This is a genomic window from Clostridium aquiflavi (assembly GCF_031344075.1).
GTDB lineage: Bacteria > Bacillota > Clostridia > Clostridiales > Clostridiaceae > Clostridium > Clostridium aquiflavi.
Map to the genome: position 1 here is coordinate 1 of NZ_JAVJAN010000050.1, position 18386 is coordinate 18386.

Sequence of the window (18386 nt, forward strand, 5' to 3'; positions counted from 1 at the left end):
AGCAAGCTAAAATGGGACTATACTCATTTTAGCATTCCTAAGTTCAATTACTCAGTCCACTTTGCTTATGCATATATCAACACTTGTTTAGTATATATTTTAATAAATATTTATTTTACACTTTCAATAATTTTTATAGTGTTTTCTTCACTTATTCCCTTATCTGAATTTATAGAATATGACAAATCATTGTCATTCCATTTTGCAGCGTTAATAACATCATCATTTCCTTTTAATGAAACAATTTTATCATTTATATTTAAACTCTTTTCTATTTCATATTTAAAATTAGAAGTATTATCTTCTTTAGAAAGCTCTTTCTTCACTTCAAGATCTAATTTCACATTACTATTTTCATAACTTATTAATATATTATTATTTTCTTTAAGGTTTATATTTTTTATATCTTTATTTTCTATAACTTCTTGAGGTGTTTTGATAGAAAAATCTATGTTTGAATTTAATTCATCTAAATTTTTAAAATTTCTATTTAAGTTTTCATAATTCTCAACTGATTTAATTTTATTACTATCAGTGTAATTATTATCATATGCTGCTTGCATTATTGGTTCTGAATTATTTAAAGAATTTTCTTTTATATTAGTTTCTATTTTTTGTTCAATGTTTTTTTCTTTAGGAATTTCTTCTTTGGTGTTATTTGAACTTTTATTAGTTGCATTATTATTTGACACATTATTACTTATTGAGTTATTGCTTACTGAATTTTTATTATAATTATCTTTAGTTTTTTCTAATGAAGTTTCATCCTCTAACTCTAATTTCTTTTCATTATCTTCATATGTATCTGCGTCTATGCCATTTACATTTGAGCTTTCATTACTGTTATCTTTTATCTGATTAAATGATATTTCTTTTTTGTCATTTAATGACATTTTCATTTTATCATTTAAACTCATTTTTACATTAACTGAAAATACAATAATACTAAAGCACGCTGCTGCTGCTAAAGTTCCTAAACTTCTATAACTTCTCTTTTTGAATTTGCCTTTTGTATTTTCTTGATTTATAGAATCTATATTATTTAATATTCTTTTTTTCATTTCATCATCTACAGTAATTTTATCCATAGTCTTTTTATAGTTCTTGCTCAAAATCATATTCCTCCTTTAATTTGTCTTTTAGTATGTTTCTGGCTCTATGCAATAATGACCGTACTGTAGATTCCTTTTTATTAATTAAATTTGAAATTTGAATTGTAGAATAATCTTCATAATAAAATAAATGTATAACCTCTCTATATTTAGCAGGTAACTTCATAACAGCCTCAAAAACATCATGATTTAAATAAGTATCATAGTATGGAAGCTCTTGAAACTCTTCTCTTTTTTTAAACCAAGAAGATTTCAATTTATTTTTACAAATATTTCTACTCACACATATAAGCCATGCTTTTTTATGATCTTCATTTTCAAATTCATTTGTACCTTGAATTAGTTTAAGTAAAACTTCTTGTAATACATCTTCAGCATCATGTATATTTTTCATATATGAATATCCAAGTCTTAATATCATATCCCCATATTTGTCTAAATCTCGTGAGATATGTTCATCTATATATAGTGAATTACCCATAAGGTAGCTTCCCCCTTCACTTATAAAACAATTAAGTAACATAAAATGTTGCATTAATATGAAATTTTCTTTTATTTATCTATAATTATCTTTAATACTATATTTTTTCTTATTATTAATTTAATATCCAAGCTATACTACCCAATTACTTTTCTAAAAGTATTAAGATAATAATTAAAAATTCTTACTTTAATATTAATGTAATATACTTTATTATACTAAAATAAGCTATATTATTGAAAAAACAATAATATAGCTTATTTTTAATTAAATAAAATTCCGTTTAATACCTTAAATATTATTCATTTAATAAAGTATGTATTATTCTTGTTGCATCCATATATTTAGCAATTGATTTTCCATGGTTTAATCTGTTTATCACTCTAGATACAAATTCTGACATATCAGCACTTGTAAACCACTCAGCATCTTTTAATGATTGTGGTATATACGTTAAATTAGTAGAGTAAATTCTCTTTATCAATCCTTCTTCATAAGCTTTATTGAACTTATTAAGACCTTCAGTAAAGAATGCAAATGTGGCAGCTACATATACATTTCTAGCGCCTCTGCTTTTTAATTCTTTTGCAATATCAAGAACAGATTCACCAGATGCTATCATATCATCAACAATTAAAACATCTTTTCCAGTAACATCTCTTCCCATATATTCATGTTGTACTATAGGATTTTTTCCATTGACTATAGTTGTATGGTCTCTTCTCTTATAGAATAATCCAACATCAACCCCTAAAACACTTGAATAGTAAATAGCTCTATCCATTGCTCCAGTATCCGGACTTATTACTAGTAATCTTTCTTTATCAAGCTCTAATGATTTTTCATTTAATATAATTGATTTTACTATATCATAAGTTGGATAAATATTTTCAAAAGATAATAATGGAATAGCATTTTGAATATTAGGGTCATGAACATCAAATGTAAGTATTTCATCTACACCTAATCTTTCAAGTTCTTGAAGTGCTAAAGCACAATCTAAAGATTCTCTACCTTTACGTCTGTGTTGTCTTGATTCATAAAGAAGTGGCATTATTACAGTAATTCTAGCAGCTTTTCCTCTAATAGCTGAAACTGTTCTTTTTATGTCTTGGAAATGTTCATCAGGACCTTTATGATTTTTGAAACCAAACATTTTATATGTACAACTATAATTTCCAACGTCACATAATATGTAAATATCTTTTCCCCTCACTGTTTCAGAAATCTTAACCTTTCCTTCACCATTAGAAAATCTTATTTCATTAATTGGTATTAAGAATGACTCTTCTTCTTTTCTAGTAGTTCTTATAAAGTCATCTATGGCCTTACCTAACTCTTTACAGCTTTCTAATGCTATTATTCCAAGTTCATGATTTAATTCAGTCATTAGTTTCTCTCCCTTTATTTATAATTTATCTTTTATTTTTAAATATATTACCTATTAACAGTATATACTAAAAATGCATTTATATAAATATGTTATCATAATTTTAGTAAAATATTATATATCTATTATACTATATATTTATTAATCTGCATAATATACATCATTAGAAATATTTTATTTCTTCCTATCTAATCTCACTCTTTTTAATTTAAATGTATATTTTCCCAACATTTGAAATATTAAATAATAAAGAGATTCATTTATATATAGAATTTAACTAAACTCTATAGTAATTAATATGCATTCAAATTTATTTTGTATATCTTTTATTTTAGCTTAACTTATTTTTTGTGAGCTTAATAAAAGATATGTATAAATTATAAAAATTAGAAAAGAGGGATTTATTATGTCAAATCTATCATTTAAGGTATATGAAAGAAGTGTAAAAGAAAATAAAAAGGGTCTTAGAAGAACAGGATTAATTCCAGGTGTAATCTTTGGTGAATTCTTAAAAGAATCAATTCCTGTAAAAATGCCTACTGGTGAATTTAATAAGATGATAACAAATAACAATAGTGGTTCTATTATAACTTTAAATTTAAATGATAAAAAAATTAATTGTGTAGTTAAAGAAATTCAAAAACTTAGTCCTAGCAAAATTTTGCATGTTAGCTTTCAATCTGTAAAACCAAATGAAAAAATTAAGATGAGAATACCTATTAAATATGTTGGACAAGAAAATTTAGAAACAAAAAGATTGTTGTTGGAAACATTTACTCCTTTTATAGATTTCCAAGGAGATGTTGAAAAAATTCCTGAATTCCTTGAAGTTAACGTATCAAAAATGAATTGTGAAGATAAATTATTTGTTGAGGATATCAATGTACCAGATGATGTGTTAGTAATGACTGATCCTAAAACATTATTAGCTGTTATAACTCCTTTTATTGAATAATTCCTATTTATATTGCCTCTTTTCATTTCCTATATTTGACTTTAAAGTATATATTTATTATACTTGAACTACTAAACAAAAGGAGGATGATGCATATGTGGAGCTTTAATGTTAAGCTCTTGATGTAGTTACTTATGCGTTCAAATTCATTTTTGTATGGATTTATGCACCTTAACGTATCTTTTGTGAGCTTAATAAAAACTACTATTTAAATTATAAAAATTAGAAAAGAGGTTATTATTATGCCAAATATAGCATTTAAGGTATACGAAAGAAATACAAAAGAAAATAAAAATAAACTTAGAAAAACTGGTCTAATTCCAGGAGTAATTTTTGGTGAATTCTTAGAAGAATCAATTTCTATAAAAATGTGCAATGCTGAACTTCATAGGATGATAAGAAATAATAATAGTGGTTCTATTATAACTCTAAATTTAGATGATAAAAAGTTAAATTGTGTAGTTAAGGAGATACAAAAACTTAACCCTAGAGAAATTTTGCATGTAAGTTTTCAATATGTAAAACCAAATGAAAAAATTAAAATGAGAATTCCAATCAAATATATTGGCCAAGAAAATTTAGAAACCAAAAGATTAGTATTAGAAACATTTACTCCTTTTATAGACTTCCAAGGAAATGTTGAAAAAATACCTGAATTTCTTGAAGTTAATGTAGCTAAGATGAATTGTGAGGATAAACTATTTGTTGAAGATATTAGTGTACCAGAAGACATATTGGTAACAACTGATCCTAAGACATTATTAGCTGTTGTAAATCCTTGCCTTTAATCTTTTCACTAAAAAATAATATATTATGTTAAAACAATTAATACATATTTCACTAGAGATATGTATCTTACTTATTTTATAGAATAAAATTAATTAATTATTTTAAAAAGAAGATAATTCGTTATTTGAATTATCTTCTTTTAAATTTAGGCTATGGTTTTAACAGTGTATTTAAACAACTTCATTTTACATTTTTACTAATATTTCATTTATAGCTTCACTTATTTTCATTCTTTCATCATAAACCCATTTAGCATCAAACTTTAAATTAAATATTTTAGAAAATGAATAATACATGTTTATCTTTTGATAATATATTTCTAAGTCATCTAAATTTCCTGTGTAGCATTCTGGAATGAATAATTCATCTTGTTTGTTAATAAATAATTCATCTACATAATTTAAGAACGTCTCCATTAATTCATCTCTTGATACATCAAAAGGTACTTTTAATAAATCCCATTCATCCTCTTCTTTTAATTTATATTTCTTTATTTTATCCAAAATTAAAATATACTCACTAATATCCATTTTAGTATAATAATCTAATTTTTCTTCTCTAGTACTCCAAAGAGCTAACTTTTCATTTAATGGTAAGCTTTGTATTTGAAGTATTGCATCTGATGGACCAATTACAGCTTTTCTTATAATATTATCCTCAACTTCTAATTTAGATTTAATAAAATCCGCTGTACCGCCTACTCCTGCAATATATCCTACATCATAAATACCAATTCTTCCAGCTCTCCCACCAACTTGTTTTACTTCTTGTGAAGTTAATTCTCTTACTTCTTCTCCATCAAATTTTCTTATACTTAAAAAAATTATTCTTCTTATAGGTAAATTAACTCCCATTCCTATAGCATCAGTAGTTACAAGAACCCTTGTCTCTTTATTTACAAATTGTTCATATTGCATTCTTCTAACCTCTGGTGGTAAATCACCATATATCACACTGGCTTTTATTCCTTCTCTTGAATAATCTTCTGCTATCTCTAATACTCTCTTTTTAGAAAAAACTACAATAGCATCTCCATCTTTAACGTCATTATAGTTAAAGTTCTTATACTCAACTTCAAGTGGAATAGATCTTTTATACTCTTTTATTTCATATTCATCATTACAATCATTTATCATTTTCTCTAATATATATTTCGCATTAGCTGCTCCACATATATGTATTTCATCACATTGCAATCCAAGCACAGATTTGCTCCATGCCATTCCCCTATGAGTGTCACTAATCATTTGAATTTCATCAATTACAGCTATATCATAATGTTCTTTTAAATTAACCTTTTCTATTGTACATGAAGCATGAGTAGCTCCAACCTTTATTATTTCTTCTTCTCCAGTTAATAAGTCACAAACTATGCCCTCTTTGTTAAGCTTTTCAAAGTTTTCTAACGCAAGAATTCTAAGTGGAGATAAATAAACTCCATTCTTTGCAGTTTTAAGGCGTTCTATTGCATTATAAGTTTTACCAGTATTAGTATCACCTAAATGAATATAAAATTTTCTTTTCATATATCTAGTATGAATATATTCATCTTTTGGATTAGTTGGAAATTTTTCTTCAAATTCTTTTGCTATTAATTTTGGTATATGCATTTTAGTTAATACTGTCATTAAACCTTGATTTAAAAAGTTGTTATAATTTCCACGTACAACTTGATGAAAATCAAAATCTGTATTATTTTTATTATTATAATAATCAAGCATTCTCTTAGAAACATATTCTAAGAGCTCCTCATATTTTTCATATACTTCATTGAAACCCTTTAACCCTTGATTCTCAAATTCCTTAAGATGTCTTAACTTTTTTCTTATTGAACTTTCATGTTCTATAAGTGCTCCTGGTTTTGAATGCTCTACTATCTCCTCTATTTGATTTATTTGACTTTTATACTTCTTAAATTCTCTTTGCGCTGCATTTTTCTTCATTAAAAAACCTCCAAAATATACTCAAGAATTTATCTACCCTGTGTTTTTAAAATTTTTTAATTAAACTATTAACTTGAAACCCATATTTCTAATTTAGATTTGTACTAAAATTTACTTAAAACATAACTTATTTTTATTATATCACAATTAAATGTTTTCTTTCGTTAATACTATTACTCCATTCATCTTTACTTATACATATACAAAATATCATTTGATTTATTAACTTTATCATTATAAAAGCAAACTATTTGAAATTCTTTTGTAAGTCATTTGTAACAAAGTTTGGTAAATTTTGAATTAATATAGTATTAAAGAAATAAAAAACAGTAAGGAGACGATACTATGAAAAGAAATTATATACGTAAAATAATATTAGCTAGCTTGGCACTAATAATGACTACCAGTATATTTTTAGGTTATGGACAAAAGGCAAATGCTGCTACTATTATTAATGATACTTCAAAAATACAAGTAGTAGAAAATACTATAGCTAATGACTCAGCATACTTAAAAGAAAATATTAAATTATTTAACTTTAAAGCTGAAGATAATAATGAAAAAATCAACATTTTAAACAAAAAAATTAATAATGATATTGATTTACTTTTAAGTGAAATGAGAGCTTACAGTAAAGAGGATTTTGATATGTTTGGGAAAGAATTTGTAGCTTTTCCATATGAAGTAAATATAGATTATAAACTAACTAACCAATCTGATTCTTTAATAAGCTTATATATGGATATCTATAGATATTCTGGAGGAGCTCATGGAAATACATTAAGAAGTTCATATACAATTGATAAAAATACAAAGGATTTAGTGTCTTTAAATAATTTGTTTACTAATGGATATGATTATAAAAAAATAATAAATGATTCAATATCAAAACAAATTGCTACTAATCCCGAAAATTATTTTGAATCTGCAATAAATTTTGAAGGAATCAATGATGATGTAAATTTTTATATTGATGGAGATAATCTTATAATATATTATCAACAATATGAAATTGCACCTTACTGCTGTGGAATGCCAGAATTCAAAATTTCTTTAAGTTTATTTGGTGAAAACTATTTATACCATAATTCTATAAATCATTAGAAAAAATTTAAACAATAAATTAAGTAACTTCACTAAGCTTTAGTTAGCATTTTACAAATAAAAATTGAAAGTTCATGCTCTGGAAATCTATAGACCTTATAAGAAATATATATTAAAATTCTACAATTTTCTATATATCAAAAGGGAGCAGTTCTAGTAACAGCTCCCTTTAAATTATATACTTTTATGCAATAATTGAAGTACAGAATGTAATTCTTGAACTCCTATTTGACCAGGAGCTGATGCTTTTTTTGAAGCACCAAAAGTTAAACAAGATCCAAAAATTTCTCCAGTTAATCTGCTTATAACTCCAATGCCATTCATAGACATAGTTATTATTGCATTATCAGGATATTTTTGCTTAATTTCATTTGTAGCACAAAGTAAAGTTAAAACATCATTTTTATCCTGAGGCATAACTGCTATTTTAGGTAAATCAGCATTTAATTCTATCATCTTAACTAATCTAGATACAATCTCTTCTTTACATGGAGTTTTTAAAAAATCATGATTTGACATAACAACCTTAACTTCATTATTATGTGCAACTTCTACTATTTCTTTTACAAAATCATTACCTGTAAATAATTCAACATCAACTAGATCTACTAATTTAGTTTTTATTATTTCATGAATTAATTTTATGTAATATTCAATAGCAATTTCTTTTTCTCCTCCTTCTTTTTTACTTCTAAACGTAAAAAGAATTGGTATACCATTTAAAGCTTTCGTCAATTTTAAAAGAGTATCTTTTACTTTTTCTATATTATCAACATACTCATAAAAATCAACACGCCATTCAACTATATCTAAATTTAAATCTTTTAAACTTCTTGATTCTTCTAATATTTCTTTACTTGTTATGCCTATAATAGGAACACATATCTTAGGTATACCATGACCTATTTTTATGCCCTTAACTTCAACAACCTTTGCCATCCCCAATTTCCTCCATGCCTATCTTTTATTCTAAAGTATCATATTAAGAACAAAGTAGCTACGCCACCTTGTTCTTCTAATTACTCCATCTACCTTTGCTTACGCATATATCAACATTCATTTAAACATAACCAGAGAATAAAATTTAATTATTCCTCGGCGTATCTTTTTAATATTTCTATTATTATATTTGTACAAATATCCATGCCTTCAACTGTTATATGTTCAAATTCACCATGATATGCAAATCCACCAGTTCCTAAGTTGGGGCATGGAAGTCCCATATAACTTAATCTTGCACCGTCTGTTCCACCTCTAATTGGTTCAACAATTGGAGTAACATTTAAGTCTTTCATAGCTTCTATTGCATTATCTATTAAATGGAAACAAGGTTTTACTAGTTCAACCATATTTCTATACTGCTCCTTTAATGTTACTTTAACTGTTCCTTCTCCATACTTTTCATTAAGAAGTTTTTCAACTAATTTCATCATAGACTTTTTAACTTGAATTTTTTCTGCATCATGATCACGTAATATATATTCCATACTAGCATTATCTGTGTTTCCACTTAATTTTTCTAAATAATAAAATCCTTCATACCCTTCTGTGTATTCAGGTCTTTCACAAGCCGGTAACATAGAATTAAATTCTATTGCTACATTTAAAGCATTTATCATAGTGTTTTTAGCACTTCCTGGATGAACAGATACTCCACTTATTTCTATTTTTGCACCTACTGCATTAAAATTTTCATACGCTATTTCGCCTTCTATTCCACCATCAATTGTGTAAGCAAAATCTGCTCCAAAATTCTTAACATCAAAAAGATCGGCACCTTGACCCACTTCTTCATCCGGTGTAAAACCTACACAGATCTTTCCATGAGGTATATTGTCATTCATTATAATTTCACATGCAGTAAGTATTTCAGCAATACCAGCTTTATCATCTGCTCCAAGAAGTGTTGTTCCATCAGTTGTAATGACAGTTCTTCCTTTTAAAGTTTTTAGATGTGGAAATCTTTTGGGAGATAATACGCTATTATTTCCTTTTAATATAATATCTCCTCCATCATAATTTTCAATTATTTGTGGTTTTACATTTTCTCCACATGCAGCTGGTGCTGTATCTATATGAGCTATAAGTCCTATACTCTTTTTGTCTTCATAACCTTTAGTTGCTGGAATAAATCCGTAAACATAACAATTCTCATCACATCTAACATTCTCAATACCAAGTGCCTTCATTTCTTCTACAAGTAAATTAGCTAAATCAAATTGTCTCTTGGTTGTTGGATGTGTTAATGAATTTTCATCTGATGTAGTATACACCTTGGCATAGTTTAATAAACGTTCATAAGCTTTCATTTAATTACCTTCTCTCTTAATAATATAGTTATAACATTATAGAACAAAATCGCCAAGGCGACTTTAGAACTGTCGATTTTTTTAGCCATGCACTCTTTCCAAATGCAATGGCGGAATAATTATTGTATTTTCATTTTGCTTTATATAATTATTATCATCTAAATATTACTTTTCTTCAATATTTTACTCTAAATAAGATTAATATATAATCTTAATTTAACTATATTTTTCAACTTTACTATATGCTGATTTAGAAATTTCAATACTCCTAAAATGTTCATCATAATACACATTAATATTTTCAAGTTTTTCTTCTAATATTAATGTAGAATTTCCAAAGCAAAACTTTGTATTTGGATAAGCAATTGTAGCACTTATTCGTCCAGACTTAGGAACTTTTAAAGCTGTAGCTACACAAGCACTACTTCCTACAATTCCTGCACTTATATTGCCTTGTGCGTCTAACAATCCACCCCTAGCAACTGAATTAGGTTTAGCAAATATTATATCTTTCATAGCATTTAAATAAGAAGTATATTCTCCATTACCATTTATTATAATATTTCCTGTGGATTTTATATAGCAATCTTGACAATAATTCAATTTTACATCTAAAGGCACTATAATATTTTTATTATAGTATTCTAATTCATTATCTAATATATTATTAAAATTATTTAATTGTCTCATAGAATGTAAATCAAGCATACCATTCATAAGAACCTTATCTCTAATTAGATCCACTAGTTTGTTATATCTTATTTTATTTTTTATATTAGTTGATACTATATCTAAAGATATCTTTTTAAAGTCTTTAAACTTAGTATCTATTACTAAGTTTAGTGTTGTTCTAAAATCCATTTTCATATTTTCTAAATTTGCTTGTTTCATAATACTAATTATTGATGAAATATTTTTCTTATATAAGTTTAATAACTGCGAATAATCTTTTTTTTGCATATCAATTTGACCACATAAAATCTTAGAGCTAATTGCACTTCCTAAAATCGTAATCTCCCCTCCTGTAACTACATTAGATGTATTTACATTATGGCTTACATCTAAGGCACCACCAGCATTAACACTCATGTGATCATCAACGCTATTATAAACTTCAATATCACCATAAAAAGCAATATTGCACGTTTCCATATTTACACTTTCTACAGAATACACTGGATTAACTCCAATGCTTCTATTTAATATGTGTGCTTTCCCATCTATTAATGCTATAACATCATTATTTTCTATCTTACACCCTTTAGATGTTTTTATTGGTTCATTCCTTATATAGTCCTTTTTTACAATTTGCCCAAATACATTTATACCATCTTTTCCAAGAACTTCTGGAATTATTTCAGCTATTTTATCTCCAGCTTTCACATTTGAAATTCTAAATAAATTTTTATAATCCACTTTCTCTTGTGAATCAATATCTGGGAAAAACATTTTAGTTTGTATAAATAAAGGTTTTATTTCAGATGGTATATCTGTTATAGGCTCTTGCCCTTGAGCAACAATAATTTCTTTTCCTTTATTTTCTGATACAATTTTTAAAGCTTCTTCATTTATACCATATATAACTCTCTTTTCTTTTAATATATTCTTTAACTCCATTATACTAAAAGGCTCTGGATATTTTTCACTTATTACTTCAGTAGTTAAAGCTAAGTTTAAAAAACATTGTTTATCTTTAAGACCATATTCTATTTTAGGTGCATAATTTACTGTCATAAAAGCCTTCATTTTATTTTTTGATATATTAACTACAGCTTCTCTTACTTCCTCTGTACTTACACGTTTACATTCTATTTCATCATTTGATGTAACTTCATAAACATTATTTACCTTACAACGTTTTTTGTTGATATATAATTCTATATTGTTACATACTTTTATGGTTATAGGCTGATTAACTATAGAACTTAGTTCTTTATCAACCTTATCTACTATTATTATTTTCCCATTAACAACTTTGGCTCCAAATTCCATTTCTCATTGATCCCCTTAATTACCTTAATATACTTATTATACTATAATATCAAAAAATTAACATAACATTGAATTATTATGTATATTTTAAAAATAAGCGACATATATTAAATCATAAGTAAAAATTATGATATTGAGAGGTTAAGTAGGCATGGAATTAATGTATATTAAATATAAAAATAACATAAAATCAACTACTATAAAAGACGGTAATAAACTGATTAGAAGTGAAGCAAAAGTAATACCATTAAGAAATAAAGAAAATTTTAAAAAACCTAAGACTTATTATAGCAATATCTCAAATAAAGTAAATGATGATGATAAAACTAATGAAAAAATCACCAATTTTTTCTTTAATGCAATTCATAAAAACTACTTAGCTAACAAAAAAAGATTTTAAAACATAGCCTAAAAATAATATGATAAAATGCTCTAACTAAATTTAAAAATATAGTTAGAGCACTTTATTATGTTCTTATTAATAATTTGGTTCATCTAAATATATATATCCGTATAAATCTTGTGTATTATATAGTTCTCTATATTTAAACAGTGATCCATGCCAAGATGATTCTGATATATATACTTTATTATTTTCTATTTTTTCAATTACTGCAACATGACCAAATCCACCTGAACCTGCTAAAGATGGTTTCCATACTGCTAAAGCTCCTACTCTAGGTTTATTTCCCGTTTTATATTTACCCGTATCAAGATTAGATTGCCACCATTCATATCCATTTCCTAGGAATTTTGCATCAATTGGTGCTTGTCCAGTAAGTTCCCATATACGTCCCCATGCATACCATGTGCAGTTTCCTACTATAGGACTTCCATCATCTTTTAAAAATGGTGGTGAAAGTTTTACTTTATAAAATATATTATTATTTGAATAATAATATTTATTATCTAGAGACGGTGGTCCTGTTCTTTCTTCGCCAAGCTCTACGTTTAATTCTTCATTTAAATCATCATCTATTATATCATCTTCATCGCTTATAAGTTTTATCCATTCACTACTTGACCATCCGGTCAAATTATCATATGAAATTTTATAGAAACCATTTACTTCATTTCCTATAACCTTTACTTTACTTTTTTTAGGTACAGTTCCTAATATATTTGATGAAGCTAATGGTTCTTCTCTTACATTTAATGGTGAACTTTCTGTTATAACATATCCTTTTCTAATTTCATCAGTACTTGTCCCATCACTTTCAATTGAATTAGATATTTCTTTACTTATTAATTGACCACTTTCAGAAAAAATATATATCTCTCCATCAATTGTTAATTTTCCAGTTACCATCTCACCACTAGAATTAAGATAATAAATATTACTATTATATTCTAACCAACCCGTATCCATTGATCCATCATTTGATAAGTAATACCATTTCTCATTTTTATCTTTTAACCATCCTGTAAGCATGACACCACTATTTGAAAGATAATACCATTTATTATTTTCATCCTTAAGCCATCCTATATCCATAGCCCCACTTCTAGATAGGTGATACCACTTATTATCATTATCCTTAAACCATCCTACTTGCAATGTTCCACTAGTTAATAAGTAATACCATTTTCCATCATTATCTTTTAACCATCCCGTATTCATAATACCATTGGCATCAAAATGATACCAAGAATTATCAATATTTTTCCATCCAGTTGCTTTAGTATCATTTTCAAGCCAGCTCCACTTATTTTGTGAATCTTTTTGCCATGCAGCATATGCAGTTACTGAATTTAAACTTAATAACATGGTAATTGTTAAAGAAGTCAGTATTATCTTAGTTAGATATCTTTTTTTCACCTATTTTTTCTCCCCTTAAGTCAATTATTAATGTCTTTTGTCATTTGTATTAAAACAATATTACTATTTTAATAATTTAATATGTTAGAAATAATTATATCATATATAGTAGCAAACATTGAGTTACTTTCCATAATATTTTAATTATTTTTACAATATTCATCAATAGTTTTATATTATTTTTTATTTGATTTACCCAATACTTTTCTAAATTCAACTCATATATACATTAATGTATAATATTTCTTAAATAAGCATCTTATAAGGTCATAAATTAACATAAAAGTGTTTTTATTATAATATTTTCCTAAAACTTATAATATGCTATACTATAAGTTGTTATAGACTAATTTAATTTTAATTTTTTATATTAAAAAAAGCATTATTATTTACTATATAGATTTATTTGTGTGAAAGAGAGGCCTATATTATGGACAAACTTGTTCAACAAGCAGAAATATTCGCTAAAAAAATAGTACACACTTACTTTATAGAACGAAACTTTGAAATTATCCTGAAAAATATGGACGAAAGTAGTATATCTTGGATTGGTACTGGTGCTAAAGATATCTGTACTAACATAGATGATGCTTTAAGACTTTTTGAGCTTGAAAAGAAAACTAGTAATCTTAAATTTCAAATTGAAGAAGAACAGTATCACACTATTGTTATTTCTAATAAGGTTGTTTTAGTATTTGGAGAAGTAACTTACAAAAGTAGTTTAGAAAATAAAACATTAATTAAAGTTCCCACCAGATTAACCTTATTGTGTAAATTAGTTAATGATAAATTTAAAATATGCCATATTCATAACTCTGTTGCAGATACTACACAAAAACATAATGAATTTTTCCCTGAAAGTATGGGGAAATATAGTTATAATCTTTTACAAAAAATTATAGAAGATAAAACTATAAAAATTGAACACATAACAAATAGTATTGATGATGGAGTGGCTACTATTTCTTGTGATGAATTTCTTTCAATTAATTATGCAAATGATGGATTTTATAAGTTAATAGGATATACGCGTGAAGAATTTAAAGATTTAATGAATAATCAAGTTATTAAAATTATTAATAAAGAAGATTTAGTTAAATTAACAGACCCCTTGTTACATAATACATCTATTAATAATGGTATAAAAGTAGAAATAAAATTACAGAAAAAAAACGGAGAAACAATTTGGATTTTACTAAGTGGTCATAAATTTATTACTGATAAAAATTTGCCTGAATTTCTTTGTATACTTGTTGATATTACCGAATCTAAGCAAATACAACATGATTTAGAATTAGAAAAAAAACGTTATAAAATAATTGCTGAACAATCAAACAATATATTATTTGATTATGATATTCTAACTTGTAAAATGGTTTATTCAATTAAATATACTAATATTACTGGAAAAGATTACAATATACCTAATTTTGTTTATGAAACAATAAACAGTAATCTAATTTATAAAGAAGATATACCTAAATTCTTAAATCTAATGAAATCCCTTTCATCTGGAAAAGATTTTATTACAACAGATCTTAGAATTAATGGTATTAATAATTTATACACATGGTTTAAAGTGCAAGCAACTATATTGTTTGATGATAAAAAACCAATTAAGGCAATTGGAAATATAGTAAATATAGATAAAGAAAAAAGAGAAAATGAAGCTTTAAAATTAAAAGCACAACTTGATCCACTTACTAAAGTTTACAACAAAGTGGTTACTAAGTCTCTAATTGAAAAATATATTACTACAGTTGCTAAAGAAAAATATCATGCACTTATGATTATTGATATTGATAATTTTAAAGCGGTAAATGATAACTTAGGTCATATGTTTGGTGATTCTGTTCTTTCTGAAGTTTCATCTAGTATAAAAAAGGTTTTTAAAGAATCCGACATTGTAGGACGTATTGGTGGAGATGAATTTATAATTTTTATAAAAAATATTGGTTCCTATGAATTAATAGCTCAAAAAGCAAATGATCTTTGTAATGTTTTTAAAGACATTTATACTGGAGAAAATAACGATTTTAAAATCTCATGTAGTATAGGTATATCTATATACCCTACTCATGGAACTACGTATGATGAACTATTTAAAAAAGCTGATAAAGCCCTTTATAGTTCAAAAAATAATGGAAAAAATAAGTTTGAACTATTTAATCCTAAATTAAATTCTTCTAATAAAAATGAAGATCATTTACTTAATTATTATACTGAAAATGAAAGTTATAGACGATTTATTCATGGATTCGAAAATAACTTTTGTAATTATGTTTTTGATATAATGTCCGAAACAAAAGATGTTAATAGTGCAATAAATTTAATCTTAGCTAAAATAGGTACTTCATTTAAATTAAGTCGTATAAGTATCTTAGAAACTTCTGATAATGATACATTGCTTGGAACCACTTATGAATGGTGTGATAATAATATATTGCCTTCAAAGTATATCATGCAGAACTTGGAATTTAATAATTTGAAAACTTATTTGATTAATTTTTATAAAAACGGTAATTTGAATTGTTCAAATATTTATACATATAATTTACCTAATAAATTAAGTAAGCTATATGCATCACTTAAAAGTAAATCTATTTTTCAAAGTCCAATTCTTGATAATGGTAAATTTAAAGGATGTGTTTGCTTTGATATCTGCTATGAAAACCATGTATGGACAGACTTTGAAATTGAATCTTTTACTTCAATAACTAAAATAATAGGTTCTTATCTTTTGAATATGCGTACTAAGGAACTTTTAGAAAGTGAAAAACTTTTAACCCAAGCTGTTGCTAAAAATCAGAGTTTATATACTTACATGTTAAAACCAAATTCATATAAGCTTATATATCTTAGTCCTAATACCCAAGATCTATATCCTAATGCTCGAGTTGGGGATGTATGTTATAAAGTTATTGGTAATAGTGATATTCCTTGTAAATACTGCCCTCTTACTGACCTCTATAAAAAGGATATTCGTAGCAACACAATAGAATTTTATAATAGTTTTTTAAAAGGTTGGATTAGTACTACTGCTTCTGAAATAAATTTATCATTAGACAATAAAGCAAACTTAATTTGTTTTTCTAATGTAACTAATTTTATTGATAGAATAACTTCAAAAGATACTTTAACAGGTGCTCTCACTTTAGCTAAATTTGAGGTGCTTGCAAAAAACTTACTAACAAATGTATCTTATACTAAGTTTGCTCTTATTTATTGTGATATTAATAAATTTAAATATATAAATGAAACTTCTGGATACGCTATTGGAAATAAAGTTTTAGTCCATTTTGCACACTTTGTTTCTTCATTCTTGTTTGCTGGAGAATTAATTTGCAGAGCTTCTGCAGATAATTTTATTATATTATTAAAATATGATAATCTAGAATCTTTAAAAAATAGATTTAAGAATTTTAATGAAAATTTCATAGAAGTTCAAAAAATACATTTTAATAATTTAAAAATTCCAGTTATATGTGGTGTATATTTAATAAACTCAGAAGATACAGACTTATCTTTAATGATAGATCGTGCCAATATTGCACGAAAAACAATTAAAGGATCTCATAAAAGTAAATATGCTTTGTATGACCATGAATTGCATTTAAAAATTACCAAAGAGAAAGAAATTGAAAATTTAATGTTTTCTTCACTTGAAAATAACGAATTTTTAGTATATTTGCAACCTAAAATTGACCTTCCAACTCAAACAATAGTTGGAGCTGAAGCTTTGGTAAGGTGGATGAGCCCAAGTAAAAAACTTATACCACCAAATGAATTCATTCCTTTATTTGAAAAGAATGGTTTTATAATTGAATTAGATTTTTATGTTTATGAAGAGGTATTTAAAAAAATGAATTCATGGATACAAGAAGGTAAAAAAGTTATACCTATTTCTTTAAATGTGTCTAGGTCTCATATAAATGATAGTGACTTTATTCCTAGATTAAAAAAATTGACAGAAAAATATAACGTTCCGACTAACCTAATAGAACTTGAGTTAACTGAAAGTATATTTTTTGATAATATTCAAGTTTTACTTAATGCAATTATTAAGTTAAAAGCTCTTGGATTTACTTGTTCTATTGATGATTTTGGTTCTGGATATTCATCATTAAATCTTTTAAAAGATTTACCTATTGATGTTTTAAAATTAGATAAAGAATTTTTTCCTAATTCAGCTATAAATTCAAAGGAAAAAGTAATAATCTCTAATATAGTTAAAATGGCTCAAGATTTAAATATAATAGTAATTTCGGAAGGTATTGAAACAAAGGAACAGGCAGATTTTTTAACTGAGATTGGTTGTGATATGGCTCAAGGATATCTTTTTGATAAACCTATGCCTATCAAAATGTTTGAAAAAAAATTATGGGGATAAAAAAGAGGTGGCAATTAGCCAATGTCATTTAGTTAACAAAATGACATTGAAATTGTCACAAAGAGCAAGGGATAAAAATATACCTTGCTCTTTTTTTACAAA

At 25.8% G+C, this 18386-nt stretch carries 13 protein-coding genes; 5 read left to right on the forward strand and 8 right to left on the reverse strand.

Going from position 1 to position 18386, the window contains the following annotated elements; genetic code table 11:
* Positions 1-110: 110 nt before the first annotated feature.
* The 3 genes from RGC78_RS14465 to RGC78_RS14475 form a co-directional block, all read right to left on the reverse strand.
* Positions 111-1112 (reverse strand): hypothetical protein, encoded by a 1002-nt coding sequence (locus tag RGC78_RS14465; RefSeq protein WP_309556868.1) that lies wholly within the window; start codon positions 1110-1112, stop codon positions 111-113.
* On the reverse strand, positions 1096-1593 hold the full coding sequence (locus RGC78_RS14470) for an RNA polymerase sigma factor (RefSeq protein WP_252213533.1): 498 nt from the start codon (positions 1591-1593) through the stop codon (positions 1096-1098). Before RGC78_RS14470 ends, RGC78_RS14465 begins: the two co-directional genes overlap by 17 nt.
* A 298-nt stretch (positions 1594-1891) precedes the next feature.
* Positions 1892-2983 carry a ribose-phosphate pyrophosphokinase gene (locus RGC78_RS14475; protein WP_252213532.1) on the reverse strand — a complete coding sequence of 364 codons (1092 nt, stop codon included), beginning with the start codon at positions 2981-2983 and terminating at the stop codon, positions 1892-1894.
* A gap of 406 nt (positions 2984-3389) precedes the next feature.
* Here RGC78_RS14475 and RGC78_RS14480 point away from each other — a divergent pair, with 406 nt between their 5' ends.
* Both RGC78_RS14480 and RGC78_RS14485 read left to right on the forward strand, forming a co-directional pair.
* On the forward strand, positions 3390-3938 hold the full coding sequence (locus RGC78_RS14480) for a 50S ribosomal protein L25 (protein WP_252213531.1): 549 nt from the start codon (positions 3390-3392) through the stop codon (positions 3936-3938).
* 242 nt (positions 3939-4180) lie between these two features.
* Positions 4181-4726 carry a 50S ribosomal protein L25 gene (locus RGC78_RS14485; RefSeq protein WP_252213530.1) on the forward strand — a complete coding sequence of 182 codons (546 nt, stop codon included), beginning with the start codon at positions 4181-4183 and terminating at the stop codon, positions 4724-4726.
* Positions 4727-4912: 186 nt separating this feature from the next.
* On the opposite strand, the gene RGC78_RS14490 is transcribed toward RGC78_RS14485, so the two are convergent.
* Entirely contained in the window at positions 4913-6670 is a 1758-nt protein-coding gene (locus RGC78_RS14490; protein WP_252225889.1) for a helicase-related protein, read from the reverse strand.
* A gap of 345 nt (positions 6671-7015) precedes the next feature.
* Between RGC78_RS14490 and RGC78_RS14495 the strand changes: the two genes are divergently transcribed.
* Positions 7016-7774, forward strand: a complete 759-nt coding sequence (locus RGC78_RS14495; protein ID WP_252213529.1) for a DUF3298 and DUF4163 domain-containing protein — start codon at positions 7016-7018, stop codon at positions 7772-7774.
* Positions 7775-7948: 174 nt separating this feature from the next.
* Here the strand turns inward: RGC78_RS14495 and aroD are convergent, their stop codons facing one another.
* The 3 genes from aroD to RGC78_RS14510 form a co-directional block, all read right to left on the reverse strand.
* Positions 7949-8713: a type I 3-dehydroquinate dehydratase gene (aroD, locus tag RGC78_RS14500; protein ID WP_309556869.1), complete on the reverse strand. Its 765-nt coding sequence runs from the start codon at positions 8711-8713 to the stop codon at positions 7949-7951.
* A 149-nt stretch (positions 8714-8862) separates the two neighbouring features.
* Complete coding sequence (pepT, locus tag RGC78_RS14505; RefSeq protein WP_252213527.1) at positions 8863-10083, reverse strand: peptidase T; 1221 nt, start codon at positions 10081-10083, stop codon at positions 8863-8865.
* Positions 10084-10299: 216 nt separating this feature from the next.
* Positions 10300-12075: a FapA family protein gene (locus RGC78_RS14510; RefSeq protein ID WP_252225892.1), complete on the reverse strand. Its 1776-nt coding sequence runs from the start codon at positions 12073-12075 to the stop codon at positions 10300-10302.
* Positions 12076-12226: 151 nt separating this feature from the next.
* Between RGC78_RS14510 and RGC78_RS14515 the strand changes: the two genes are divergently transcribed.
* On the forward strand, positions 12227-12475 hold the full coding sequence (locus RGC78_RS14515) for a hypothetical protein (protein WP_309556870.1): 249 nt from the start codon (positions 12227-12229) through the stop codon (positions 12473-12475).
* Between the two features lie 78 nt (positions 12476-12553).
* On the opposite strand, the gene RGC78_RS14520 is transcribed toward RGC78_RS14515, so the two are convergent.
* Entirely contained in the window at positions 12554-13894 is a 1341-nt protein-coding gene (locus RGC78_RS14520; RefSeq protein ID WP_252213524.1) for a CHAP domain-containing protein, read from the reverse strand.
* Positions 13895-14324: 430 nt separating this feature from the next.
* On the opposite strand from RGC78_RS14520, the gene RGC78_RS14525 reads away from it, so the two are divergent.
* The gene (locus RGC78_RS14525; protein WP_252225895.1) at positions 14325-18284 is read left to right on the forward strand and encodes a bifunctional diguanylate cyclase/phosphodiesterase; all 3960 of its coding nucleotides are present in this window, start codon (positions 14325-14327) and stop codon (positions 18282-18284) included.
* Positions 18285-18386: the final 102 nt, after the last annotated feature.

Coding starts and splice junctions, on each gene's coding strand:
- RGC78_RS14485 (WP_252213530.1), top strand. CDS start 4,181: ATGCCAAATATAGCATTTAAGGTATACGAAAGAAATACAAAAGAAAAT.
- aroD (WP_309556869.1), bottom strand. CDS start 8,713: ATGGCAAAGGTTGTTGAAGTTAAGGGCATAAAAATAGGTCATGGTATA.
- RGC78_RS14525 (WP_252225895.1), top strand. CDS start 14,325: ATGGACAAACTTGTTCAACAAGCAGAAATATTCGCTAAAAAAATAGTA.
- RGC78_RS14495 (WP_252213529.1), top strand. CDS start 7,016: ATGAAAAGAAATTATATACGTAAAATAATATTAGCTAGCTTGGCACTA.
- RGC78_RS14510 (WP_252225892.1), bottom strand. CDS start 12,075: ATGGAATTTGGAGCCAAAGTTGTTAATGGGAAAATAATAATAGTAGAT.
- RGC78_RS14515 (WP_309556870.1), top strand. CDS start 12,227: ATGGAATTAATGTATATTAAATATAAAAATAACATAAAATCAACTACT.
- pepT (WP_252213527.1), bottom strand. CDS start 10,083: ATGAAAGCTTATGAACGTTTATTAAACTATGCCAAGGTGTATACTACA.
- RGC78_RS14480 (WP_252213531.1), top strand. CDS start 3,390: ATGTCAAATCTATCATTTAAGGTATATGAAAGAAGTGTAAAAGAAAAT.
- RGC78_RS14475 (WP_252213532.1), bottom strand. CDS start 2,983: ATGACTGAATTAAATCATGAACTTGGAATAATAGCATTAGAAAGCTGT.
- RGC78_RS14470 (WP_252213533.1), bottom strand. CDS start 1,593: ATGGGTAATTCACTATATATAGATGAACATATCTCACGAGATTTAGAC.
- RGC78_RS14490 (WP_252225889.1), bottom strand. CDS start 6,670: ATGAAGAAAAATGCAGCGCAAAGAGAATTTAAGAAGTATAAAAGTCAA.